The following is a 24,029-nucleotide window of genomic DNA, read 5'->3' on the forward strand; positions in this document are numbered from 1 at the left end:
CACCGCTGCCCGGGTTTCCAATAGTAGGAAGTCCAAGTATTTTGGGAGGATGAGCAGCGACCTCTACCGCCCCGAGAACCCGGTTCGGTTCGTCACCGCGTCGAGCCTCTTCGACGGCCATGACGCCTCGATCAACATCATGCGGCGGATCCTGCAGTCGCAGGGTGCCGAGGTCGTGCACCTCGGGCACAACCGCTCGGTCGACGAGGTGGCCACCGCCGCGATCACCGAAGACGTGCAGGGCATCGCCATCTCCGCCTACCAGGGCGGGCACGTGGAGTACTTCTCCTACCTGGTGGAGCTGCTGCGCGAACGCGGCGCCGGGCACATCAAGGTGTTCGGCGGCGGGGGCGGCGTGATCGTCCGCGAGGAGATCGACCTGCTGCACTCGCGCGGGGTGGCCCGGATCTTCTCGCCCGAGGACGGCTACGAGATGGGCCTGCCGGGCATGATCAACCTGATGATCAAGGCCTGCGACGTGGACCTCTCCGCGCAGCCGCCCGCCTCGGTCGACAAGCTGCTCTCCGGCGACGTGCCGGCGCTGGCGCGGGTGATCACCCAGCTGCAGCGTGAAAAACTGCCCGAAGACTGGCTCGCCGCCATCACGGAAGCCGCCGAGAAGCGGCAGGTGCCCGTGCTCGGCATCACCGGCACCGGCGGCTCGGGCAAGTCGTCGCTCACCGACGAGCTGATCCGCCGCTTCCGCCTCGACCAGGAGGACAAGCTGCGGATCGCGGTGCTCGCCGTGGACCCGTCGCGGCGCAAGGGCGGCGGCGCGCTGCTCGGCGACCGCATCCGGATGAACTGCCTCGATGGCTCGCCGGTGTACTTCCGCTCCATCGCCACGCGCACCACGAGCGGGGAAATTCCCGCCGGGCTGCGCGAGTCGATCCTCGCGTGCAAGGCCGCGGGCTACGACCTCGTGATCGTGGAGACGCCGGGCATCGGCCAGGGCGACGCCGGCATCGTCGACTACGTGGACGAGTCGCTGTATGTGATGACGCCGGAGTTCGGCGCCGCGTCGCAGCTGGAGAAGATCGACATGCTCGACTTCGCCGACGTGGTGGCCATCAACAAGTTCGAGCGCCGCGGTGCCGAAGACGCGCGCCGCGACGTCGCTCGCCAGCTCGTGCGCAACCGGGAGGCCTTCGACAAGGGCCCCGACGACATGCCGGTGTTCGGCACCAGCGCCGCGAAGTTCAACGACGACGGCGTGACCGCGCTGTACCAGAGCCTGCGCGACCAGCTCGCCGGACGCGGTCTGTCCGTGTCGGCCGGGGTGCTGCCGGCGGTCGAGGGCAAGGTGTCCACCGACGCGAGCACGGTGATCCCGGGCAACCGCGTGCGCTACCTCTCGGAGATCTCCGAGACCGTGCGCGGGTACCACGAGCAGACCGGCAAGCAGGTCGCCGCTTTGCGCAAGCGCGATCACCTCGCCGCCGCGAAGGTTGCCCTGTCCGAAGTGGACGCCTCCACCGACGCGCTGGACGGGCTGCTCGCCGCCGCCGAGTCCGATGTGGACGGCGAGACCACGAAGCTGCTCGAGCGCTTCCAGGCGCTGGCCGAGGAGTACCGCGAGGACGAGCTCGTGGTGAAGGTGCGCGACAAGGAGCTGCGCACGCAGCTGTGGCGCGACACGCTCTCGGGCAACCGGATCCCGCGCGTCGCCCTGCCGCGCTACACCGACCCCGGTGAGCTGCTCTCGTTCCTGCGCCGCGAACACCTGCCCGGCTACTTCCCTTACACCGCCGGCGTGTTCCCGTTCAAACGCGACGGCGAGGACCCGGCGCGCATGTTCGCCGGCGAGGGCGACGCGTTCCGCACCAACCGCCGGTTCAAGCTGCTCTCGGCCGACTCCGACGCCAAGCGGCTCTCCACGGCCTTCGACTCCGTGACCCTCTACGGCCACGACCCCGACACGCGGCCCGACATCTACGGCAAGGTCGGCACCTCGGGCGTCTCGATCGCGACGATCGAGGACATGAAGGTGCTCTACGACGGCTTCGACCTCACCGCGCCGAACACGTCGGTGTCGATGACGATCAACGGCCCCGCGCCCACGATCCTCGCGTTTTTCCTCAACACCGCGATCGACCAGAAGCTCGACGCCTTCCGCGCCGAGCACGGCCGCGAGCCGTCGGCCGAGGAAGCCGCCGAGCTGCGCGAGTGGGCGCTGAAGAACGTGCGCGGCACCGTGCAGGCCGACATCCTGAAGGAAGACCAGGGCCAGAACACCTGCATCTTCTCCACGGAGTTCAGCCTGCGCATGATGGCCGACATCCAGGAGTGGTTCATCGAGCACGCGGTGCGCAACTTCTACTCGGTGTCGATCTCGGGCTACCACATCGCCGAGGCCGGTGCGAACCCCATCTCGCAGCTGGCGTTCACGCTGTCCAACGGGTTCACCTACGTGGAGTCCTACCTCGCGCGCGGTATGGACATCAACGACTTCGCGCCCAACCTGTCGTTCTTCTTCTCCAACGGCATGGACGCCGAGTACTCGGTGCTCGGCCGCGTGGCGCGGCGGATCTGGGCCGTGGCCATGCGTGAGCGCTACGGCGCCAACGAGCGGTCGCAGAAGCTCAAGTACCACGTGCAGACCTCGGGCCGCTCGCTGCACGCGCAGGAGATGAGCTTCAACGACATCCGCACCACGCTGCAGGCGCTGTGCGCGCTGTACGACAACGCGAACTCCTTGCACACCAACGCGTTCGACGAGGCCATCACCACGCCGTCGGAGTCTTCGGTGCGCCGCGCGATGGCGATCCAGATGATCATCAACAAGGAGTGGGGCCTGTCGAAGAACGAGAACCCGCTGCAGGGCTCGTTCATCATCGACGAGCTCACCGACCTGGTCGAGGAAGCCGTGCTGGTGGAGTTCGACCGGATCTCCGAGCGCGGCGGCGTGCTCGGCGCGATGGAGACCGGTTACCAGCGCGGCAAGATCCAGGACGAGTCGATCCTCTACGAGCGCAAGAAGCACGACGGCTCGCTGCCGATCATCGGCGTGAACACCTTCCGCAACCCGCACGCGGGTGAGGACGACATCGAGGTGGAGCTGGCCCGCGCCACGGAGGACGAGAAGAAGTCGCAGCTCGACCGGCTCGCCGACTTCCAGCACCGCCACGCCGAGGACGCCCAGCAGGCGCTCAAGGCCCTGCGCGAGGCGGCGACCCGCGGCGGCAACCTGTTCGGCGTGCTGATGGATGCCGCGCGGGTCTGCTCGCTCGGGCAGATCACCGACGCGTTCTTCGAGGTCGGTGGTCAGTACCGGCGCAACGTCTGACGCACCTCGGACGAGGGGATCGGGTCACGCGCGCTCGGCGCTCAGCTGCCAGGCCGGCGCGCGGATCCGGCCCTGCTCGTCCTGCTCCAGCGCGTCCAGCTCGGTGAGGTCGCCGACCTCGTCCGGCCGGAGCGTGCGCACCGCGTTGCGCAGCCCTTCCAGGCTGACGGAAGTGGAGTAGAGCGCCGGGTCCAGGCCGGTGATCCGCCAGCCGCGCCCGACGGTCTCCCGCAGGTTCTGTTCGCCGATCCGGAACGGCCCCGGGAAGCTGTCGGGCACCGCTTCGGAAAAACAGAGCAGGTGCAGCCGCGCGCCGGGGCGGGTCACCCGCACGAGCGCGGCAATGTAGTCGCGTCGCTGTTCTTCGGTCAGGCAGTGGTAGAGCGCGCTGTCGAGGACGGTGTCGAACCGGTCCTCGAAGCCCTCCAACCGGGTGGCGTCGGCGACCTCGAAGCCGATCTCCAGCCCTTTCGCCGACGCCCGGGCTCGGGCTTCGCGAAGGGCGGTCGGGGCGCCGTCGACGCCGGTCACGGGGTGGCCGCGCGAGGCGAGGAACACGGCGTTCTCGCCGAGCCCGCACCCGACGTCGAGCACCTCGCCGCGGAACCCGCCGGCCTCCTCGAGGGCGACCACCGCCGGCTGCGGGGCCTTGATGTCCCACGGCACGGTGCCGCCCATCGGACTCCGGCCCTGGTACACCTGCTCGAAGTCGGTGTTCTCGACGCTCATGGCAGACCTCCTTTTCAACAAGTGCTGATTTTGATCGTGCCGACCGATCCGGTGAGGTGTCAACCGCGCCGGGAATAGGGCGCCGCCGCATCGGGTAGGACAAGGCATGGACTTCGGGATCTCCACGTTCGTGACCGATGAAGGCATCCGCCCCGACGTGCTGGGCGAGGCACTGGAGGAGCGGGGCTTCGACTCGCTGTTCCTCGCCGAGCACTCGCACATCCCCGTGAGCCGGGAGAGCCCGTACCCCGGTGGCGCCGACCTGCCCGAGAAGTACAAGCGCACGCTGGACCCGTTCGTCGCGCTCACCGCGGCCGCCGTGAACACCTCGAACCTCGTGCTGGGCACGGGGATCGCGCTGCTGATCCAGCGCGACGTGATCCACACGGCCAAGGAGGTCGCGTCACTCGACCTGGTGTCGCGCGGTCGGGTGGCGTTCGGCGTCGGCGTGGGCTGGAACCGCGAGGAGATGGCCAACCACGGCACGGACCCGAAGACGCGCGGCGCGCTGATCGACGAGCAGCTCGAGGCCTTGAAGGCGATCTGGACGCAGGACGAGGCGTCCTACCACGGCAAGTTCGTGGACTTCGACCCGATCTTCGCGTGGCCCAAGCCGGTGGCCAAGCCGCACCCGCCGATCTACATCGGTGGCGAGAGCCCGGCCGCGCTGCGTCGCCTGGCCCGCCTCGGTGACGCCTGGCTGCCGCGCCAGCACACCCCGTCCGACGAGATCCGCCGTGTGCGCGAGTGGCTCGCGGAACAGGGCCGCACCAATGTGCCCTTCACGGTCTTCGGTGCCGCGGCCGACAGCGACGACGTGAAGCGCCTGGCCGAGGCCGGCGTGGAGCGCTACACGTTCATGCTGCCGACGCTGCCGGAAGCCGAGACGCTGGCCGCGCTCGACGACCTCGCCCGGCTCGCGGCGAGCCACCGGTGAACCGTGGTTCGATGATCCGATGAAGTTCGGGATCTCCACATTCGTGACCGATGAAGGCATCCGCCCCGACGTGCTCGGTGAGGCGCTGGAGGAGCGGGGTTTCGACTCGCTCTTCCTCGCCGAGCACTCGCACATCCCCGTGAGCCGGGAGAGCCCGTACCCGGGCGGTGGCGACCTGCCGCGGGTGTACTACCGCACGCTGGACCCGTTCGTGGCGCTCACCGCCGCGGCGGTGAACACGTCGAACCTGGTGCTGGGCACCGGCGTCGCGCTGCTGGTGCAGCGCGACGTGATCCACACGGCCAAGGAGGTCGCTTCGCTGGACCTCGTGTCGCGCGGGCGCGTGGCGCTGGGTGTCGGCGTCGGCTGGAACCGCGAAGAGATGGCCAACCACGGCACGGACCCGGTCACCCGGGGCGCGCTGATGGACGAGCAGCTCGAGGCGTTGAAGGCGATCTGGACGCAGGACGAGGCGTCCTACCACGGCAAGCACGTGAACTTCGACCCGATCTTCGCGTGGCCCAAGCCGGTGCAGAAGCCGAACCCGCCGATCTACATCGGCGGTGACAGCCGCGCTGCGGTGCGTCGCCTGGCTCGCTTCGGCGACGCCTGGATGCCGATCTCCACGACCAGCAGCGAAGCCATCCGCCGTGTGCGCGGCGAGCTGGCGGAGCTGGGGCGCACCGACGTGCCGGTGACCGTGTTCGGTGGTGCGGCCGACGCGGACAGCGTGAAGCGCTACGCCGAGGCCGACGTGGAGCGCTACACCTTCATGCTGCCCACGCTGCCGGAAGCCGAGGCCCTGGCCGCGCTCGACGGCTTCGCGCGGCTCGCGGCGGACCACGGGATGGCCTCGTGAAGCTCGGGGTCTTCAGCTTCGTCACCGACGAGGGCATCCGTCCCGACGCGCTCGCGCGCGGCGTGGAGGAGCGCGGCTTCGACTCGCTGTTCGTGGGGGAGCACTCGCACATCCCTGCCGATCGCCAGTCGCCGTACCCCGCGGGCGGTGAGCTGCCGCGGATGTACTACCGGATGTACGACCCGTTCGTGGCGCTCACGGCCGCCGCCTCGGTCACCTCGACGCTGCTGCTGGGCACCGGGGTCGCGTTGCTCGCGCAGCGCGACCCGATCCAGACGGCCAAGGAGGTCGCCTCGCTCGACCACTTCTCGGGCGGGCGTGTGCTCTTCGGCGTCGGCGCGGGGTGGAACCTCGAGGAGATGCGCGACCACGGCACCGATCCCGACGCGCGCGGCCGGCTGCTCGACGAGCGGCTGGACGCGATGAAGCTGCTGTGGACTGAAGAAGAAGCCACTTTCCACGGCGAGTTCACGAACTTCGACCGCGCGGTGGCGTACCCGAAGCCCGCGCGGTCGCCGCACCCGCCGATCTACATCGGCGGCAACAGCCGGCACGCGGCGAAGCGGGCGGGCCGCCACGGTGGCGTGTGGATGCCGAACTCCGTGGTCGTGCCCGAGAAGGTCGGGAAGCTGATGGCCCTGCGCGACGAGTTCGCCCCCGGTACGCCGGTGTCGATGTTCGCGGTGGGCAGCAAGAACGAAGCTCTGCTGGAGGCCTATGCCGAGGCCGGCGTGGAACGCGTCACGTTCCTGCTCGGCACCCGGCCCGAGGCGGAGACGTTGAGCAGGCTCGACGCTCTTGTCGGGGTTGTCGAGAAATACCGGTGAAGGAGCGGAAAACGCGTGAGTGACGTGCAGATCGGTCTTGCGGCTGCGTTGGAGCAGTTCTCGCCGCGGGAGTCCATTCGGCTGGCGAAGGCGGGCGAGGAGCACGGCTTCTCGGGGCAGATGGCGGCGGACCACTTCCAGCCGTGGGTGCCTCAGCAGGGCGAGTCTTCGTTCGTGTGGAGCATGCTGGCGTCGCTGGCGGAGAACACGACCGGGGACCTCGGGCCGGGCGTGACGTGTCCGTCGTTCCGGCTGCACCCGGCGATGGTCGCGCAGGCCGCGGCCACGCTGGAGGCGACCTACCCGGGCCGCACCTGGCTGGGCATCGGGTCGGGTGAAGCGCTCAACGAGCACATCATCGGCGGCTACTGGCCCGAGGCGCCCGAGCGCGTGCGGCGCATGTTCGAGGCGCTGGAGGTGATCCGGAAGCTGTTCACCGGCAAGGACGTGAAGCACAACGGCGAGTTCTTCAAGCTGCACACCACGCGGCTGTGGACGCTGCCGGACACGCCGCCGCCGGTGTACATCGCCTCGGCCGGCCCCTACACCTCGCGCAAGACCGGCGAACTGGCCGACGGGCTGATCACGCCGGGCGCGTCGATCGACAAGCTCGCCGGGATCCTCGAGAACTTCAACGCGGGCGCGAAGAAGGCCGGCAAGAACGGCGACGACATGCCCAAGCTGCTGCAGGTGCACCTGTCGTGGGCCGAGGACGACGAGACCGCGTGGGCCAACGCGATGGACCAGTGGCCCAACGGCGGCATGAAGTTCCCGAAGGCCGACGTGCGCTCGCCGTTCGACTTCGCGCAGATGGCCAAGCTGGTGCGCCGCGAGGACTTCGAGGGCCGCATGGTCGTGTCCTCGGACCCCGACGTGCACCGCGCCGCGCTGCAGAAGTACGTGGACGCCGGCTTCAACCGCATCTACATCCACAACGTGGGCCGCAACCAGGACCAGTTCCTGGACGTGTTCGGCAAGCAGGTACTGCCGAAGCTCGCTGCCTGAGTGGTGTTTCCGAAGGGCCCGCGGTGTTCGCCGCGGGCCCTTTCACTTGTCCAGCAACAGGTGCACGGAAAGCTCGAGCCGGTTCGCGACGTCGGCGGCCGACGCCCGGCGCGTGACCCAGGCGACGAGGTTGGCCATCCACACGTCGGCCACGACGTGGAAGATGTCGCGATCGGATTCCGTGGGCTCGTCGATGCCCATGGCCTGCGCGAACATGTCCTCCATGAGCCGACCGACGAGCTCGACCTCGGCCGCGGCGGAGGTGTCGGCGAACATGAACGCGCGCACCATCGCCTCGGTGAGGTGCGGGTCGCGTTGCATGAGCCGCGTGTTGCGGCCCAGCACGAACATCAGCCGCTCCGCCGGCGTCTCGCCCGGGATCGCGGCGCGTTCCAGCTTTTCCTGCGCTCGCTCGAACTGGCGCGCGAGGCCGGACACGAGCAGGTGGATCTTCGACGGGAAGTAGCGGTAGAGCGTGCCGAGCGCGACGTCGGCCTTCTCGGCGACGGCCCGCATCTGCACGGCGTCGTAGCCGCCCTTGGAGGCCAGCGCGAGCGTGGCGTCGATGATGCGGCGGCGGCGGTCGCGCTGGGCGGCCGACCCGAGCTCGTCGCCGATCGTGCCCAGTCCGGTGCGCGCCTTCGCCGCCGGAGCCTTCGCCTTGCCCGGCATCGGCGTTCTCCTGTCCTTGCGGAACTCGTTCCAGTTCTGCGTTCAGCGTACCTTCCCTGGCGAAACGTTCAACCACCGACGCGCTGGCCGAAAAACTGTAACACGTTCTACACTCGCGAGTAGTCACCGTCCCGCGAGGAGGCCCTGATGGCGGTCGCGCTCACCGGCGAACAGGCGGCGCTGGCCGCCGCGATCCACGACTGGGCCTCCGCCCACGACCCGGTGGCGGCGGTGCGGGCGGCCGAACCGACCGGGGCTCTCGTGCCTCCGGGGTTCGCCGACCTGGGCTTGACCGGCGTCGCGCTGCCGCCGTCGGTGGGCGGGGCCGGGGGCAGCGTCGCGGACCTCGCCGCGGGGCTGGCCGCGGCGGCTTCGGCGCTGGTTCCCGGACCGCTGTTGAGCACGGCGCTGGCCGGGTTGCTGCTCGGCCGCGGGGAGCTCGTGGAGGCGATCGCGGGCGGGACCGCGCAGGTCGCGGTGCTGCAGTCCGCGCCGTGCTCCGACGGTTTTCTGGACGGTCCTTCGGCCGCGGTGCCGGGACTGACGGCCGAGGCGTGGCTGCTGGTGCCGGTGCCGGGTGGGCACGTGCTGCTGAAACCGGGCGTGGCGGTCGTGGAACCGTTGGCGCCGTTCGACTTCTCGCGTCCGCTCGCCCGGGCGCGCTTCGACCGCGTGCCGGTGGCGGACGTGCTCGCGCTGCCGGACGTCCGGGACTTCGCCGCGACGCTGGCCGCGGCGGAGGCGGCGGGGGTCGCGCGGTGGTGCCTGGACACGGCGGTCGCGTACGCGCGGGTGCGGGAGCAGTTCGGGCAGGTGATCGGCGCGTTCCAGGCGGTGAAGCACCTGTGCGCCGAGATGCTGTGCCGCGCCGAAGCGGCGGAGGCGCTGGCGTGGGACGCCGCGTCGGCTGCGTTCGGCCCGCAGCACGCGATCGCCGCGGCGAGTGCGGCGGCGGTGGCACTGGACGCGGCCGTGGACAACGCCAAGGACTGCGTGCAGGTTCTCGGCGGCCTCGGGTTCACCTGGGACCACCCCGCGCACCTGTACTTGCGCCGCGCACTCGCGCTGCGCCACTGGCTCGGCGGCTCGACCCGCTGGCGCCTTCGCGCCGCCGATCTTGCCCTGGCCGGCTCGCGACGCACCCTCGACGTCGAGGTCGGCGACTCACCCGAGGTGGCTGAGATCGTGCGCTCGATCGCGGCTCTGCCGGAACCCCGGCGCCGCGTCGCGCTCGCCGACGCGGGCCTGCTGGCGCCGCACTGGCCGGCTCCGTACGGCCGCGGCGCCGGCCCCGCGGAGCAGTTGCGCATCGACGCGGCTCTGGCGTCGGTCGGCCTGCGCCGCCCGGACCTCGTGATCGGCGCCTGGGCCGTGCCGACGATCCTCGCCCACGGCACCGAGGAGCAGCGCGAGCGCTTCACCGCCCCGACCCTGCGCGGTGAGCTGACCTGGTGCCAGCTCTTCAGCGAACCCGGCGCGGGCTCCGATCTGGCGGCCCTGCGCACCACCGCGGTCCGGGTGGCCGGGGGCTGGCGCCTCTCCGGCCAGAAGGTGTGGACGTCCCTGGCTCGCGAAGCCGACTGGGCCATCTGCCTCGCCCGAACCGACCCCGACGCGCCGAAACACCGGGGAATCACGTACTTCCTCGTCGACATGCACAGCCCGGGCATCACCACCCGTCCCTTGCGCGAAATCACCGGTGCGTCCGTGTTCAACGAAGTCTTCCTCGACGACGTGTTCGTCCCGGACGCCGACGTGGTCTCCACGCCCGGCGACGGCTGGCGCCTGGCCCGCACCACGTTGGCGGGGGAGCGGGTGGCACTCGGGAAGGGCTCGGCGGCGGGGGAGGGCGTGGAGGCTTTGGTCGCCGCCTTGGCCGATTCAGGTGCCGCTGCGAAGGGCGAGCCGGTTCCGGACGTCGGCGAGTCCGCCCGCGAACGCCTCGGCGCACTGATCGGCTCGGGCAGCGCCTGCTCGGTCCTCGATCTGCGGGCCACGCTGCGCCGCCTCGACGACCGGGGTCCCGGCGCGGAGTCGTCGGTCGCGAAGCTGCTCGGGGTCCGCCACCGCCAGGCCGTGGCCGAATTCGCCCTCGACCTGGCGCCCGATCTCCTGCCCGCGGCACCGCAGTCGCACGAATTCCTGCTGACCCGCTGCCTCTCCATCGCCGGCGGCACCACGCAGGTGCTGCTCTCCGCGGTCGCCGAACGGGTCCTCGGCCTGCCTCGCTAACCCGATTGTCGTACCCCTGCCTTACGGTGCTGAGCGTGGAGTTCGGCGCGCAGACCCAGGCGACCTACCTTCCCTCGGATCCGCCGCGGGAGGGTGTGCTGGCGTTGTGGGGCGACGGGGTCGCGGGCGACACCGCGATCGAGCTCGTGCTGCCCGGCGGCGGGAAGTTCGCGCGCACCAAGGTCGACGCGCGGCTGGTCCCGCTGGCGCGGGTGATTCCGCGGCTGCTGGTGGTGCCCGACGAGGTGAGCCCGGCGATCGCGGCGTGGTCGGCGGTCGTCAACGCCGGGGTGAACCTCGTGGCGCGCGGGCGGTTGCGGCCGGCGCTGACCCCCGGCGGCGTCGACAGCTGGCGCGTGGGGCCGCTCGACGGGGCCGACGAGGAGCTGCTGCGGGGCCTCGCGTCGGCGTTGCCGCCGGAGGCGCACGCGTTGCCGCTGTCCGGCGTGAAGCGGATCAGGTTGCATTCGCCGGAGTCGCTGGTGCGTGCGTTGTGGGACGCGGCGGCCGACGTGCTGGTGCGCAGTCCCGCGGCGGCCGTCGGAGCGGGTGGGCCGGGGTTCGCGCAGGCGGAGCCCACGCTGGTCGGGCCCGACGGGGTGGCGTGGCTCGGTGAGCTGGAGGCTCGCGGGCCCCACGGTGCGCAGCTGATCCTGCGGGTCGAAGCGGGTGCGGACGAGCAGTTCGCGGGGGTGCTGGCCGTGCGGTCGGCGCTGGAGCCGAGCCTCGTCGTGGAAGCGGAGACGCTGTGGGACGCGCCCGACGCGGTGCTGCAGCGCCTCGGCGACCAGGTCGAGACGCAGCTGCTCCTGGGCCTGCGCCGCGGGGCTCGGGCGTGGCCGCCGCTCGGGCGCGTGCTCGCCGAGGCGGCGCCGACGAGGTTCGCGCTGTCCGACGACGACGTGGTCGACCTGCTCGGTGCCGGCGGCCGTGAGCTGGGCGGCGCCGGCATCGAAGTGTTGTGGCCCAAGGATCTCTTCGCCGGTGAAGTCCGCGCCAAGGCGAGTGCCACGCAGGCGCCGGGCAGCGAAGCCGGCCCGGCGTTCCCGTTGACGGGCCTGCTCGAGTTCCGCTGGCGCCTGTCCCTCGGCGGCGCCGAGCTCAGCGACGAAGAAGTGGCCACGCTCGCCGAGGCCAAGCGCCCGCTCGTGCGCCTGCGCGGCCAGTGGGTGAAGCTCGACCCGAGCCTGCTCGCCCGCATGCGCGCCAAACGCAACCGGAAGCTCACCGGCGCCGAAGCGCTGGCCGCGGCGCTCACGGGGGAGCTCGAACTCGACGGGGAAACGGTCGAGTTCGCCGCGCAGCCCGCGCTCGCCGGGCTGGTCGAGCGGCTCCGGGAGCGTGATCCCGAGCCGATCGGGCCGCCGGCCGGGCTCACGGCGACGCTGCGCCCGTACCAGCTCGCCGGCCTCGGCTGGCTCGCCACGATGACGGGCCTGGGCCTCGGCGCGTGCCTCGCCGACGACATGGGCCTGGGCAAGACCATCCAGCTCATCGCGCTGCACCTGCACCGCCGCGCGCTCGGCGCCGGGCCTACGCTGGTGGTCTGCCCCACGTCGCTGCTCGGCAACTGGGAGCGCGAGTTCGCGAAGTTCGCACCGGAGGTGCGCGTGCGCCGCTTCCACGGCGGCAGCCGGCACCTCGACGACCTGCTGCCCGACGAGGTCGTGCTCGCCACCTATGGCGTGGTCCGCCGCGACCGCACCACACTGTCCGAAGTGGACTGGGGTCTTGTGGCCGCCGACGAGGCCCAGCACGTGAAGAACCCGTTGTCCGCCACGGCGAAAGAGCTGCGCAAGGTGCCGGCCGTCGCGCGCGTGGCGCTCACCGGCACGCCGGTGGAAAACCGGCTCACCGAGCTGTGGTCGCTCATGGACTGGACCACGCCGGGTCTGCTCGGCCCGCTCGACCGCTTCCGTCGCACCGTCGCGCGGCCCATCGAGCGCGACCGCGACAAGGGCGCCACCGAGCGCCTGGCCACCACCGTGCGCCCCTTTCTGCTGCGGCGCAAGAAAACCGATCCGGACATCGCGCCCGAGCTGCCGCGCAAGACCGAGACCGACCGGTTCGTGCCGCTCACGGCCGAGCAGATCACGCTGTACGAGGCGGTGGTGCGCGAGAACCTGGCCGAGATCCGCGAGTCGCAGGGGGTGCAGCGGCGCGGGCAGGTGCTGAAGCTGCTCACCGAGCTCAAGCAGATCTGCAACCACCCCGCGCAGTTCCTCAAGGAGCCCGGCGGAGTCCTCAGTGGACGCTCGGGCAAGCTCGCCGCGTTCGACGAGCTGCTCGACGTGATCCTCGACGAGGGCGACAGCGTGCTCGTGTTCAGCCAGTACGTGCAGCTGTGCCGCCTGCTCGAACGCCGCCTGGCCGACCGCGGCCTGCCCACCGCGTTGCTGTCGGGCGAGGTCGGGCCGAAGCGGCGCGACGAGCTGGTGGCGTCGTTCCAGGCGGGTGAGGTGCCGGTGTTCCTGTTGTCGCTCAAGGCGGGCGGCGTCGGGCTCAACCTCACGCGGGCCACGCACGTGATCCACTACGACCGCTGGTGGAACCCGGCCGTGGAGGACCAGGCGACCGACCGCGCGTACCGGATCGGGCAGGACCGGCCGGTGCAGGTCCACCGCCTCATCGCCGAGGGCACGCTGGAAGAGCGCATCGCCGCGGTGCTCGAGTCGAAGCGCGGGCTGGCCGAGGCCGTGGTGGGCGCGGGGGAGGACTGGATCACCGAGCTGTCCGACGACCAGCTCGCCGACCTGGTCCGGCTCGGCGGTGGCTGATGCCGCGCACCGGGACCCGGCGCCGCACGTTCGGCAACACGTGGTGGGGCGGCGCGTGGGTGGAGGCGCTGGAGCAGCGCGCGAGCGTCGACCCGAACCGCCTGCCGCGCGGGCGCACGTACGCGCGCAAAGACACGGTGAGCGAGCTGCACGTCGGCGCCGGCGAGATCACCGCGCGCGTGCGCGGCAGCCGGCCCGAGCCCTACCACGTCACGATCCGCATGCGGGAGTTCTCGCCCGAGCAGTGGGCCACGCTGCTCGACGTCGTCGGCCGCCGCCTCGGCCACACCGCGGCCCTGCTCGACGGCGAGCTGCCCGAGGAGCTGGCCGCGCAGGCTCGCGAGGCGGGTGCCGACCTGCTGCCGGGGCCGGGTGACTTGCGGCCGCGCTGTTCGTGCCCGGACTCGGCCAACCCGTGCAAGCACGTCGCCGCCGTCTACTACGTGGTGGCCGACGAGGTCGATGCCGATCCGTTCGTGCTGTTCAAGCTCCGCGGCCGGCCGCGCGACGAGGTCCTCGCCCGGCTGCGCACACTGCGGGCCCCCGACCAGCCGAAACGCGCGAAGGTGCACGACCCGGGCCTCACGCCGAAGCGCGCGTACGCCCGCCGCGTGAGCGCCGTGCCCCGCCTGCCGCCGGTGCCCGACATCGCCGGCCCACCGGCCGTGCTCGACCTCGATCCGCCGCCGGCCACGGGCTGGACCTCGGCGGGGCTGGGCACCCTCGCCGCCGACGCCGCGGCGCTCGCGCGTGACCTCTTGCTTGATGGGCCCACCGCGGCCGAGTTGACGTTCGAAGAAGACCTCGTCCGCCGCGCGGCCGCCCGGCCCGCCGCCGAGCTGCCCGCCCTGGCCACGGCCGCCGGCCTCGCGCTGCCCGACCTCACCGCCTGGGCGCACGCCTGGCGCGAAGCCGGTCGCGGCGGCCTCGCCGCGCTGCGCGACGCGTGGTCACCGGGCCCGGGCCCGCTCGCGAAAGCGCGCGCCTGCCTGGACGACACCGGCCTCCCCGACCCGATCACCACCTGGCGCAACCGCGTGACCCAAGGCCCGCTCCAGCTGCGCTACGGCCGCGACGAGCGCTGGTACCGCTTCGTGCGCGCCGGCGCCGGCTGGCAGCTGGACGGCCCGTCGGCCGCCGACGCTCTCGATGTCGCCTATCCGCCGGCCTGAGTCCCGCGCAGCTCCACGCAGCAGCCACCCACCGGCGCGTCCACCAGCACCGCGTCGACCCCCGGCACCTCCAGGCCCGTGACGATCCCGCCGAGGAACGCCTGGTTGATCCCGCACACCAGGTCCGGCGCCTGGCCGGCCAGCGGGTGGAACGGGCAGTTGCGCAGGCGGACGCACGTCGGCGTTTCGCGGCGCGGTTCGAAGCCCTGCCGGGCGAGCACGGTCTCGGTGAGGGTGAGGCCGCGTTCGGCGCCGAGGCGGCCGGGCCGCAGCTCGTCGCGTTCGGCGGCGCCGATTGCCTCGCCGCGCTGCGCGGCCACACGCAGGGCCGAGTCGCGGGCCGTTTCGCCCTCGGTTTCGGTCACGACGGCGTCGAGCAGGATGTCGGCGAGCACGCCGTGGCGGCGCGGCGGGATGGTCACGGCGAAGTCGACGCCGGCCGGTTCGTACACCTTCGGGGTGCGCCCGACCTTGCGGATCCCGCCGACGGCCTCGTAGCGCGAGCGCAGCAGGCCGGCGTCCACGAGCTTGTCCAGGTGGAAGGCGGCGAGCTTGCGCGAGATCCCGACCGACGCGGCGGCCTCGTCGCGCGTGACGGGCCGCGCCGCGCCGCGGATGAACGCGTACATGCCGCGGCGCAGGTCCTCCTCCAGTGCGGCCACGGCCTTGATCGCCGGAGCCGCGGGCTCAGTCGTCACGCCTCCACGATAACGCCCATCACCGTGTCCACAAGTAGCGATCCATCATGTTGAACTGCTCACCTTGACCTGCGTCACGAATAAGACCAATACTCATGGACGAAAACCTGCCGATCCCCGAGGGGTTCCCATGCGCTCCGGCTCAGCTTTGCACGTCGTCCACGAACCCGACCCCGCCGTCGACCTCGCCGCCGCGACGCGCGCGGCGGGCGACTTCCTGCGGGCGCTCGGCATCGGCCTGGAGACCGAGAGCCTGCAGGGCACGCCCGCCCGCATGGCGCGCGCGTACGCGGAGCTGTTCACCCCGCGCTCGTTCGACCTCACCACGTTCCCCAACGACGAGGGTTACGACGAGCTGGTGCTGGCGCGTGACATCCCCGTACGGTCGGTCTGCGAGCACCACCTGCTGCCGTTCACCGGCGTCGCGCACGTGGGCTACCTGCCGGGCGACCGCATCCTCGGCCTGTCGAAGCTGGCGCGCGTGGTCGAGCACTTCGCGTGCCGGCCGCAGGTGCAGGAGCGGCTCACGAAGCAGGTCGCGGGCTGGCTCGGCGAGCAGTTGAGCCCGAAGGGCGTCGGGGTGGTGATCGAGGCCGAGCACTCGTGCATGACGTTGCGCGGGGTGCAGGCCACGGGTTCCAGCACGGTCACCTCGACACTGCTGGGCACCTTGCGGGAGGATGCCCGCTCTCGCCAGGAGTTCTTCGCCCTCACCGGCGTCAACGCATAAAGGAGTTGTTCCCTTTGCCAGACCAGGGTTTTGTCATCGTCGGCGCGGGCTTGGCCGGCGCCAAGGCCGCCGAGGCGTTGCGCACGCAGGGGTTCACCGGACGGGTGACGCTCGTCGGCGACGAACCCGACCGGCCCTACGAGCGCCCGCCGCTGTCCAAGGACTTCCTCGCCGGCAAGGCCGAGCGCGAAAGCGTGTTCGTGCACGAAGCGGGCTGGTACGCCGAGCACGACGTCGACCTGCGCCTGGGCGTCACGGCGACCGGGATCGACCGCGAGAACCACGTGGTCCGCCTCGACGGCGGCGACACCGTGGGCTACGACAAGCTGCTGCTCGCCACCGGCTCGAGCCCGCGCCGCCTGCCGATCCCGGGCGCCGACGCCGAAGGCGTGCACTACCTGCGCCGCCTGGGCGATTCCGCGAAGCTCAAGGAGACGCTCACCGCCGGCACTCGCCTGGCCGTGATCGGCGCGGGCTGGATCGGCCTGGAGGTCACGGCCGCCGCGCGCGAGGCCGGTGCCGAGGTGACCGTGCTCGAGGTCGCCGAGCTGCCGCTGCTGGCCGTGCTGGGCCGCGAGGTCGCCACCGTGTTCGCCGACCTGCACCGCGCCCACGGCGTGGACCTGCGCTTCGGCGCGCGCGTGGAGGCCGTGACCACCGAGGGCGGCAAGGCCACCGGCGTCCGCCTCGCCGACGGCACCGAGATCCCCGCCGACGCCGTGCTCGTCGCGGTCGGCGCGGCGCCCAACGTCGAGCTCGCCCAGGCCGCCGGCTTGACCGTGGACAACGGCGTGGTCGTCGACTCCTCGCTGCGCAGCTCCGACCCGGACGTGTTCGCGGCCGGCGACGTCGCCTCCGCCCTGCACCCGCTGCTCGGCGAGCACGTGCGCGTGGAGCACTGGGCCAACGCCCTCAACCAGCCCGCTGTGGCCGCCGCCGCGATGGCCGGCCAGGACGCCACCTACGACGAGCTGCCGTACTTCTACACCGACCAGTACGACCTCGGCATGGAGTACCACGGCCACGTCGCTCCCGGCGCCTACGACCGCGTCGTGTTCCGCGGCGACGTCGAGGCCCGCGAGTTCATCGCCTTCTGGCTGCGCGACGGTCGCGTGCTGGCCGGCATGAACGTGAACGTGTGGGACGTCGGCGACCAGCTCAAGGCCCTGATCCGCGCCGAGGGCCCGGTGGACGCCGAGCGCCTCGCGGACGTGAACACCCCGCTCGAACCCTGACCTACCGGTCCGCAGCCGCCCACGCCCGGTAGGTGTGGTCGAGGAATCGCTCCACGCCGCGCACGACGTGGGCGCTGCGGATCGAGGGGAAGATGTCGAAGGCGTGCTGGGCGCCCGCGAGTTCGGCGTAGGCGACGGGCTGCTTGGACGCGGCGCGGAGCCGGTGGACGAACTCGCGGGCTTCCTCCACGGGCACGAGCGAGTCGTTGCGGCCGTGGATCACGAAAAACGGCGGCGCCTCGCCGGACACGCGGTCGAGCGGGGACGCGGCGACGTAGTCGTCGAGGTAATGGACCGGGTCGCGGTCCGGGGCGAAGATCCTGCGGGCCAGCAGGCTTTCGAGGCGGTACTGGCTCTCCGCCGCACCGCTGGTCGCCGCGATGTCGTAAACGCCGTAGTGCGGCACGCAGGCCTGCACGCTCGTGTCGGCTTCCGGGAAGCCGGGCTGCAGGGCGGGGTCGTTCTGGCTCAGCGCCAGCAACGCGGCGAGGTGCCCGCCGGCCGAACCGCCGGTCACGGCCACGAAACCGGGATCCCCGCCGTACGAGGCGATGTTCGAGCGGATCCACGCGAGCGCGCGCTTGGCGCCCTCCACGTGCGCGGGCCAGCGGTGCGCGGGGGAGAGCGGGTAGTTGATCGCCACGCACACCCAGCCGCGCCGGGCGAGGTGGCGCATCAGTGGCTGACCCTGCTCGTCCTTGGTGCCGATCGTCCAGGCGCCGCCGTGGATCTGCAGCAGCACGGGCGCGCCGGTGACCGGCTTCGCGGGCCGGAACACGTCGAGCAGGAACCGCTTGCCGCCCTCGGCGTACGGGATGTCGCGCTCGCGCACGACCTCCGGGTCGCGGCCGCCGCGGAACGGCAGCGCGAGCTGCCCCCACGGCGTCGCCAGGTCGGCCGGGCTCGGCGGGTGCGCCAGCCGCGTGGAGTAGTCCGGCCCGAGCGCCTCGGTGAGCGCCGACTCGACCTCGCCGCGCGCCTTCTGCGCCGTCGCCACGAGCGAGCCCAGCCCGGCGGCCGACAACGCGGCGAGCGCCAGCCCGGCCTTCGACGATCGCCGCCCGTGCCGCACCACGTGCTGCGCGGTGTCCAGCGCGGTGAGCGCGAGCAGGTGCGGGGCCAGTTCGTCGGTGAGCCAGGCGGAGAAGAACACCGGGATCGACGTGAGACGGTTTCGCGGCGGACGCAGGGCGACGGCGGTGAGGCCGAGCTGCGCGGCCCGGCGGGTGAGGAAGGCCGGTTTCACCTTCCCGATGCTACCGCCGCGCCCCGCCCCGGGAACGGTTCTGGCTTACGCTGACGACATGCAGAGACTGAGCGGCCTGGATGCGAGTTTCCTCTACCTGGAGACCCCCGCGCAGGTCCTGCACGTCTGCGGGCTGCTCACGCTCGACGGATCCACGATCCCCGGCGGCTACTCCTTCGCGCGGCTGCAGCGCAACCTCGCCGAGCGCGTCGCGTTGATTCCGGAATTCCGCCGCAAACTGCACAATCCGCTCTGGAACCTCAGTCACCCGGTGTGGGTCGAGGACGAGGACTTCGACCTCGACAACCACCTGCACCGCATCGGCGTGCCGGCGCCCGGCGACGACCGTGAGCTCGCCGAACTGTGCGCCCACATCGCCGGCCAGCAGCTCGACCGCGCGCACCCGCTGTGGCAGTTCTACGTGATCGAGGGCCTCAAGGACGGCAGCATCGCCGTGCTGATCAAGATGCACCACGCGAGCATCGACGGCGTCGGCGGAGCCAGCCTGATCACCTATCTCGCCGGGCTCGAGCCCGAAGCGCCGCTGCCCGAGATCCCGCGCGAAAGCCGGCACAACAGCGGCCTGCCCACGCGCGTCGAGATCCTGCGCGAAAGCCTCGAAGGCCTGGTGCAGCGGCCGTTCGAGATGGCGCGGCTGCTGCCCGAGCTGGTGGAGCTCGTGCCGCGCTGGCTCGGCAAGACGTTGCGCGGCAAGGGGATGCCGGTGCCGTTCACCGCGCCCCGCACCTCGCTCAACGGCACGATCACCGGCCACCGCAGCGTCGCGTACGCGCAGGTGGACCTCGAAGACGTGAAGCGCGTGAAGAACGCCTTCGGCGTCACGGTGAACGACGTGGTGCTGGCGCTCGTGTCCGGCGCGCTGCGGCAGTTCCTGCTCGGCCGTGGCGAGCTGCCGGAGGATCCGCTGGTGGCGACCGTGCCGGTGTCGGTCCACGAGCGCACCGAACGCGATCACGGCAGCAACAAGGTGTCGGCCTTCTTCGCCTCGCTGCCCACTCACCTTGGTGATCCGGCCGCGCGCGTGTTCTTCCTCGCCGAGGCCAACCGCCTGTCGAAGGACCACCACTACGACATCGACGCCGACATGCTCGCCGACTGGGCCCAGTTCTCGCCGGCCACGGTGTTCGGCCTCGGGGTGCGTGCCTACTCGTCGCTGCGGCTGGCCGAGCGCCACCCGGTGGTGCACAACCTGATCATCTCCAACGTGCCCGGCCCGCAGGTGCCGCTCTACCTGCTCGGCGCCCGCGTGACCGGCCTGTACCCGCTCGGCCCGGTGTTCCACGGCGCCGGCCTCAACATCACGGTGTTCTCCTACGAGGGCAAGGTCGGCGTCGGCCTGCTCGGCGCCAAGGAGCTCGTGAAGGACCTCTGGCCCCTGGCCGACGCGCTGCCCGAGGCGATGACGGAGCTGCTGAAGGCCACCCCGGCCTGAGCGCTCAGCTGCCCGGGATCCGCTCCGCCAGCGCCGCGCGCGACTCGGCGGCGGGGAAGGGATCGGCGAAGTACTGCGTCTCGTGCACCACGAAGCCGTCGGCGAACTCCATCACGCTCACCGAACGCGTGGGCGCGCCGTCGTAGGTGATCACGCATTCGCTCACCCAGAGGTCACCGCCGCCCGTGATCCGGCTGATCGTGAAGTGCCGGTCGGCCGGGTGCCCGCCGCGTTGCGCGCGGATGCGCTCGCGACCGCGGAACCGCTCGCCGGACTGCGGGTAGTCGAGCACGGCGTCCTCGGCGTAGATCGCGTGCTCGGTGTCGAGGTCACCGAGCTCCGAAGCCCGCCAGTGCTCTTCGATCCGGGCGCGGATCTCCGGATCGGGGGTGGCTGTGGTCACGGGCGCACCGTCCTCGCTGTCGGGGTCGGAGCCAGCCTAGTCCGGCGTCACGCCTTCCGGCGGCGCTTCACCGGTTGCGCCGTGGTCTTCTTCTTGGCCACGTAAGGAATGTCGGCGAACGCGAGCGTCGCCTGCAGGCTGCGCACCGCCCGGTCGAGGCGCAGCAGCGCGACCTGCGACAGCGTGAACAGCTCGTCGACGTTCCACGCGCGCCCCGCCGCGGCGAGCACCACGGTGTCCGGGGCCTCGGTGAGCACCCGGCCTTCGTCCAGAGTGGACACCTTCGCGGCCAGCTGCGCCAGCGCTTCCGGCTCGTCGTGCAGCGCCTCGGCCGACACGAGGGCCTGCGTGTAGAGGTGGCTCGCGGCGGTGGCGCGGCCGAGCCACTTCACGTGGATCAGCTCGTTGCCCGGCCCCAGCAGGTCGCACAGCTCGAAGCGCGGGTGCAGCGGCGTGGTCGCGGTGTCGCGGTCGAGGCACACGTAGCCCTCGAGCGTCGCGACCTGGCGGCAGTAGCGGTTCTCGTCGTCGGGTTCGCCGGTGGGTTTCCACGTGAGGTCGGGCCATTCGTACTTGCGCGACAACAGCTGCGCCACCTGTGCGCGCATCTGCTCCACGTACGTTTCGCCGATGCGGTACCAGCGGCCCTGGTGGAACACGTACCGCGTGTGCCCGATCGTGGTTTCGTACACGAGCCACTTCGCCACCTGCACCGGCGAGCCGGTCTCCTCCTCGCCGGCCTCGTCGGCGCACGTGACCACGCGCCCGGCCCGCAGCGCCTTCACGCGCTTGTCCTCCGGCAGCTGCGCGAGCCGGCCGGTGAGGTGGTCGAGCTCCAGCCGCGCTTCGACGTGCAGTGGCCCGCCGGAACCGAGGCCGGTGATGCGGAACGAGCCGGCGTTCTCGGCGTCGTTCACCGCCGTGGCGGGCCACGCCAGGCCGAGCGCCGCGTCGGTGTCACCGCCGAGGGCTTCGGCGAGGCGCGCTTCGAGCGTCGGCACCAGCCGGTGGTGGCGTTCGAGCGGCCGCGTCTGCGCCACGAACCGCAGCGCCGAATCCCCGTCGGGCTCGTCGACCACCGCGCCCACCGCGTCGAGATCCGCGAGGAACGCCTCGGGTTCCTTCGCAAGCGGCACGTACAAGGAGTTCCCGACGCGGATTCGGTAGCGCTTGCCGGTCACGCGCCCGTAGGTGAGATCGGTCAGGTCCGCCGAACCGGCCAGCCGGTTCACGAGGTCGCCGTAGGGTTCGAGCCGGAACGCGGAAAGCTCGCCACCGCCGGGGATCGAGATCTGCGTGGCCCGCGCCGACACGTCGAGCGCGGCGCTCGACACCAGCCCGAGGTCGAACGGGTCGAGCCGGCGGATCCCGAACAGCAGACCGAAACCTTGTTCCACGTATTCGTCGTTGAGCACCAGGTGCCCGGCGCCCCAGGACACCGCGTAGGTCCAAGGTGGACGCGGCACGAGCAGCACGGCGAACGGCAACGTCGAAGAGAGGTCGAGCGCGCTGCCGGTGAGCGCGCTCGCGTGGGGCAGCCACTGCGGGATCTCGGTGTGGAACGCGCCGGCGACGAGCCGCGCGCGCGTACCGGAGAGGTCCACGGCCGTGTCGGTGGTGACCTGCTCGGGTTTGAGGGACACCAGCAGGTCGGACTCGGCGCCGGAGCCGTCGAGCCGGAAGAGGGAGACGGGTCGGCTGGGTGCGGACGGGGCAGGCATGACCACCACCGGAGAGTGCTGACGCGTGCGAATGTCGAGTCAGAATGCGCGGTTTTGTCGTCCACCCGGTTAATCACGGAGAGCGAACACGGTGCATAATGGTGAAGTTCACCTTAATCGGGGTTTCCTGATCGCCTCTACCGCGCAATGATACCGTGATGTGGCGCCGGTTGGGACACGTTTACGGCATCGCGAAACAGTGGTTTTGGCCCAGCTCAGACGTCCACCGGGTAATCCGATGGTGTCGTATTACCCTCCTGGGAATGGCCATTTCGAGAAATCGCTCACCTAACTCGAACGGCCCTGTCGCGCGGGGTTCTCCTGGGCTGTCCGGGTCTGTTTCGCCGCATTTACGTGACAGCGGGTGACGGCGAACGCCGAGTGGCGCGCGGAAGAATAGGCCGCCCGGGTCTGCACCACGCGCGAGGACGGTTCGCGCTGCCGCGCGTACACGTCTACCCTTGCCTAGTCGTTTTCCGGTCGGCCCGTCCTGGGGGCAGCATGATGACAGTCCCGTCGTTCGCACACGGCGACCGTCTCACCCGTCGGGACCTGGAGGCGATCACGGATGAACGCCATCGGTACGAACTGGTGGACGGGACGCTTCTGGTGAGCCCGTCCCCGCGTCCGCTGCACCAGAGGGTGGTGGCGCGTGTGCTCGCGGCGCTCACCGCGGTGTGCCCCGCGGATTGCGAGGTGCTGCCGGCACCGGTCGACGTCGTGCTCGACGAGTTCACCGTGATGATCCCCGACGTGGTGGTCGGCCGGCGCGAGACCTTCACCGAACGGGCCCTGGTGGGTGTGCCGGTGCTCGCCGTGGAGGTCGTGTCCCCGTCCAGCCGCTACATCGACCGCCACCTCAAGCCCGCCCGCCTCGCCGCGGCCGGCTGCCCGTTCTACTGGGTCATCGAACCCAACGAACCCACGCTCAGCTGCTTCCGCCTCGACGGCACCGAATACGTGCTCGACGCCGAGGCGACCGGTGAGGAGATCGTGCGCCTCGAGGTGCCCTACCGCATCGACCTCAGCCCCGCGGACCTCGTGTCCAGCTACTGATCTTCACGCCGAGTCGGGCTCGTCGGCCCTCTCGTTGTCTTCCTGAGTCCGGTTGTCTTCCTGGATGTCCTGCCGGTCGGCGATCGCCGCGTGCACCGAGGTGCACGCCGCCATCAGCGCCGGCACGAACTGGCCGGCCGCGAGCACGCACGCCGTGTGCCCGGCCGGGATCTCGTACGTCGCCGCGCCGGGGATGCGCCGCGCCAGCGAGCGCTGGTGCGCCGGGGCGATGAAGCCGTCGCGGCTGGTCACGACCACCGACGTCGGCAGGCGCAGCGTGTGCAGCCACGGAGAGGAGTCGAAGCGGCCGATCTCGTCGAGCGCGACGGCGATGGCCCAGGGGCTCGTGGACCGGAACTCCTCGAGCGCCCAGCGGTGGTCCTCCAGCCGCGCGAGCCGTTCCCGGCGCGGCTCGCCCGGCACGAGGCCGATCTTGGCCTGGTCGCGCATGAGCTGCAGCGTGCGTCCGAACAGGTCGAGCGCCACGCGCTGGCGCAGGCCGCGGCGGAAGAAGCTGGCCGTGGAGCACAGCACGAGCCCGCTCACGCGCTCGCGCTGCTGGTAGGCGACCAGCTGGCCCACCATGCCGCCCATCGAGTAGCCGGCGATCATGAACTTGTCGATGCCGAGCGCGTCGGCCACCGCCACCACGTCTTCGGCGCAGTCCTGCAGCGAGAACTCGTGCGAGCGGATGCCCTGGCCGTGCCAGCGCTGGTCGAACACCACCACGCGATAGTGCGCGGAAAGCCGCTCGAGCACCGGGTACCAGGTGAGCAGGCCGGTGCAGGCCACGGAGTGCAGCAGGATGATCGCGGGCGCCTGGCGCGGGCCGACGTCGACCACTACGGTCTGGCCGCGGCCGGGCAGTGACAGTGGCTCGGGGTCCGGCACTCCGGCCGTGGACGGGATCGTGGCGAGCTTCCGGGTGGCCTGCCAGCCGACGTCGCTCAGCGCACCGAAGAGAACCTGTTCCGCACCCACGTGTACTCGG

At 71.4% G+C, this 24,029-nt stretch carries 19 protein-coding genes; 12 read left to right on the forward strand and 7 right to left on the reverse strand.

Annotated elements, in window-relative coordinates:
* The first annotated feature begins 49 nt into the window (after nucleotides 1-49).
* Nucleotides 50-3,286, forward strand: a complete 3,237-nt coding sequence (gene icmF, locus VSH64_RS01620) for a fused isobutyryl-CoA mutase/GTPase IcmF (protein ID WP_326569778.1) — start codon at nucleotides 50-52, stop codon at nucleotides 3,284-3,286.
* A 24-nt stretch (nucleotides 3,287-3,310) separates the two neighbouring features.
* On the opposite strand, the gene VSH64_RS01625 is transcribed toward icmF, so the two are convergent.
* The gene (locus VSH64_RS01625) at nucleotides 3,311-4,015 is read right to left on the reverse strand and encodes a class I SAM-dependent methyltransferase (RefSeq protein WP_326569779.1); all 705 of its coding nucleotides are present in this window, start codon (nucleotides 4,013-4,015) and stop codon (nucleotides 3,311-3,313) included.
* A gap of 106 nt (nucleotides 4,016-4,121) precedes the next feature.
* Between VSH64_RS01625 and VSH64_RS01630 the strand changes: the two genes are divergently transcribed.
* Genes VSH64_RS01630 through VSH64_RS01645 form a run of 4 tightly spaced genes read left to right on the forward strand, consistent with a single transcriptional unit; the run spans nucleotide 4,122 to nucleotide 7,643 of the window.
* On the forward strand, nucleotides 4,122-4,952 hold the full coding sequence (locus tag VSH64_RS01630) for an LLM class F420-dependent oxidoreductase (protein WP_326569780.1): 831 nt from the start codon (nucleotides 4,122-4,124) through the stop codon (nucleotides 4,950-4,952).
* Nucleotides 4,953-4,971: 19 nt separating this feature from the next.
* The gene (locus tag VSH64_RS01635; protein WP_326569781.1) at nucleotides 4,972-5,811 is read left to right on the forward strand and encodes an LLM class F420-dependent oxidoreductase; all 840 of its coding nucleotides are present in this window, start codon (nucleotides 4,972-4,974) and stop codon (nucleotides 5,809-5,811) included.
* The gene (locus VSH64_RS01640) at nucleotides 5,808-6,638 is read left to right on the forward strand and encodes an LLM class F420-dependent oxidoreductase (protein ID WP_326569782.1); all 831 of its coding nucleotides are present in this window, start codon (nucleotides 5,808-5,810) and stop codon (nucleotides 6,636-6,638) included. The genes VSH64_RS01635 and VSH64_RS01640 overlap by 4 nt, the downstream gene beginning before the upstream one ends.
* Before the next feature lie 15 nt (nucleotides 6,639-6,653).
* A complete protein-coding gene (locus VSH64_RS01645) occupies nucleotides 6,654-7,643 on the forward strand; it encodes a TIGR03557 family F420-dependent LLM class oxidoreductase (protein ID WP_326569783.1) in 990 nt (329 codons plus the stop codon).
* Between the two features lie 42 nt (nucleotides 7,644-7,685).
* On the opposite strand, the gene kstR is transcribed toward VSH64_RS01645, so the two are convergent.
* On the reverse strand, nucleotides 7,686-8,315 hold the full coding sequence (gene kstR / locus VSH64_RS01650; RefSeq protein WP_326569784.1) for a cholesterol catabolism transcriptional regulator KstR: 630 nt from the start codon (nucleotides 8,313-8,315) through the stop codon (nucleotides 7,686-7,688).
* Between the two features lie 147 nt (nucleotides 8,316-8,462).
* On the opposite strand from kstR, the gene VSH64_RS01655 reads away from it, so the two are divergent.
* Genes VSH64_RS01655 through VSH64_RS01665 form a run of 3 tightly spaced genes read left to right on the forward strand, consistent with a single transcriptional unit; the run spans nucleotide 8,463 to nucleotide 14,496 of the window.
* Nucleotides 8,463-10,547, forward strand: coding sequence for an acyl-CoA dehydrogenase (locus VSH64_RS01655; RefSeq protein WP_326569785.1), 2,085 nt, complete (start codon nucleotides 8,463-8,465; stop codon nucleotides 10,545-10,547).
* Nucleotides 10,548-10,582: 35 nt separating this feature from the next.
* Nucleotides 10,583-13,324 (forward strand): DEAD/DEAH box helicase, encoded by a 2,742-nt coding sequence (locus tag VSH64_RS01660; protein WP_407655624.1) that lies wholly within the window; start codon nucleotides 10,583-10,585, stop codon nucleotides 13,322-13,324.
* Nucleotides 13,324-14,496, forward strand: a complete 1,173-nt coding sequence (locus VSH64_RS01665) for an SWIM zinc finger family protein (protein WP_326569787.1) — start codon at nucleotides 13,324-13,326, stop codon at nucleotides 14,494-14,496. Before VSH64_RS01660 ends, VSH64_RS01665 begins: the two co-directional genes overlap by 1 nt.
* On the opposite strand, the gene VSH64_RS01670 is transcribed toward VSH64_RS01665, so the two are convergent.
* The gene (locus VSH64_RS01670) at nucleotides 14,481-15,125 is read right to left on the reverse strand and encodes a helix-turn-helix transcriptional regulator (protein ID WP_326837874.1); all 645 of its coding nucleotides are present in this window, start codon (nucleotides 15,123-15,125) and stop codon (nucleotides 14,481-14,483) included. The genes VSH64_RS01665 and VSH64_RS01670 overlap by 16 nt on opposite strands.
* A 199-nt stretch (nucleotides 15,126-15,324) precedes the next feature.
* Here VSH64_RS01670 and folE point away from each other — a divergent pair, with 199 nt between their 5' ends.
* Nucleotides 15,325-15,924 carry a GTP cyclohydrolase I FolE gene (gene folE / locus VSH64_RS01675; protein ID WP_326569788.1) on the forward strand — a complete coding sequence of 200 codons (600 nt, stop codon included), beginning with the start codon at nucleotides 15,325-15,327 and terminating at the stop codon, nucleotides 15,922-15,924.
* 14 nt (nucleotides 15,925-15,938) lie between these two features.
* Nucleotides 15,939-17,159, forward strand: a complete 1,221-nt coding sequence (locus VSH64_RS01680; protein WP_326569789.1) for an NAD(P)/FAD-dependent oxidoreductase — start codon at nucleotides 15,939-15,941, stop codon at nucleotides 17,157-17,159.
* 1 nt (nucleotide 17,160) lies between these two features.
* Here VSH64_RS01680 and VSH64_RS01685 read toward each other — a convergent pair whose 3' ends face one another.
* A complete protein-coding gene (locus tag VSH64_RS01685) occupies nucleotides 17,161-18,405 on the reverse strand; it encodes an alpha/beta hydrolase (RefSeq protein ID WP_326569790.1) in 1,245 nt (414 codons plus the stop codon).
* 58 nt (nucleotides 18,406-18,463) lie between these two features.
* On the opposite strand from VSH64_RS01685, the gene VSH64_RS01690 reads away from it, so the two are divergent.
* Complete coding sequence (locus VSH64_RS01690; RefSeq protein ID WP_326569791.1) at nucleotides 18,464-19,858, forward strand: WS/DGAT/MGAT family O-acyltransferase; 1,395 nt, start codon at nucleotides 18,464-18,466, stop codon at nucleotides 19,856-19,858.
* 4 nt (nucleotides 19,859-19,862) lie between these two features.
* Here VSH64_RS01690 and VSH64_RS01695 read toward each other — a convergent pair whose 3' ends face one another.
* A complete protein-coding gene (locus VSH64_RS01695; RefSeq protein WP_326569792.1) occupies nucleotides 19,863-20,261 on the reverse strand; it encodes a nuclear transport factor 2 family protein in 399 nt (132 codons plus the stop codon).
* A gap of 47 nt (nucleotides 20,262-20,308) precedes the next feature.
* On the reverse strand, nucleotides 20,309-21,982 hold the full coding sequence (locus VSH64_RS01700; RefSeq protein ID WP_326569793.1) for a TIGR04141 family sporadically distributed protein: 1,674 nt from the start codon (nucleotides 21,980-21,982) through the stop codon (nucleotides 20,309-20,311).
* 504 nt (nucleotides 21,983-22,486) lie between these two features.
* Between VSH64_RS01700 and VSH64_RS01705 the strand changes: the two genes are divergently transcribed.
* On the forward strand, nucleotides 22,487-23,038 hold the full coding sequence (locus VSH64_RS01705) for a Uma2 family endonuclease (protein WP_326837875.1): 552 nt from the start codon (nucleotides 22,487-22,489) through the stop codon (nucleotides 23,036-23,038).
* Nucleotides 23,039-23,041: 3 nt separating this feature from the next.
* Here the strand turns inward: VSH64_RS01705 and VSH64_RS01710 are convergent, their stop codons facing one another.
* On the reverse strand, nucleotides 23,042-24,019 hold the full coding sequence (locus VSH64_RS01710; protein WP_326569794.1) for an alpha/beta fold hydrolase: 978 nt from the start codon (nucleotides 24,017-24,019) through the stop codon (nucleotides 23,042-23,044).
* Nucleotides 24,020-24,029 lie beyond the last annotated feature (10 nt).

The sequence above is a fragment of the Amycolatopsis rhabdoformis genome (assembly GCF_035918295.1).
GTDB classification, from domain to species: Bacteria; Actinomycetota; Actinomycetes; order Mycobacteriales; family Pseudonocardiaceae; genus Amycolatopsis; species Amycolatopsis rhabdoformis.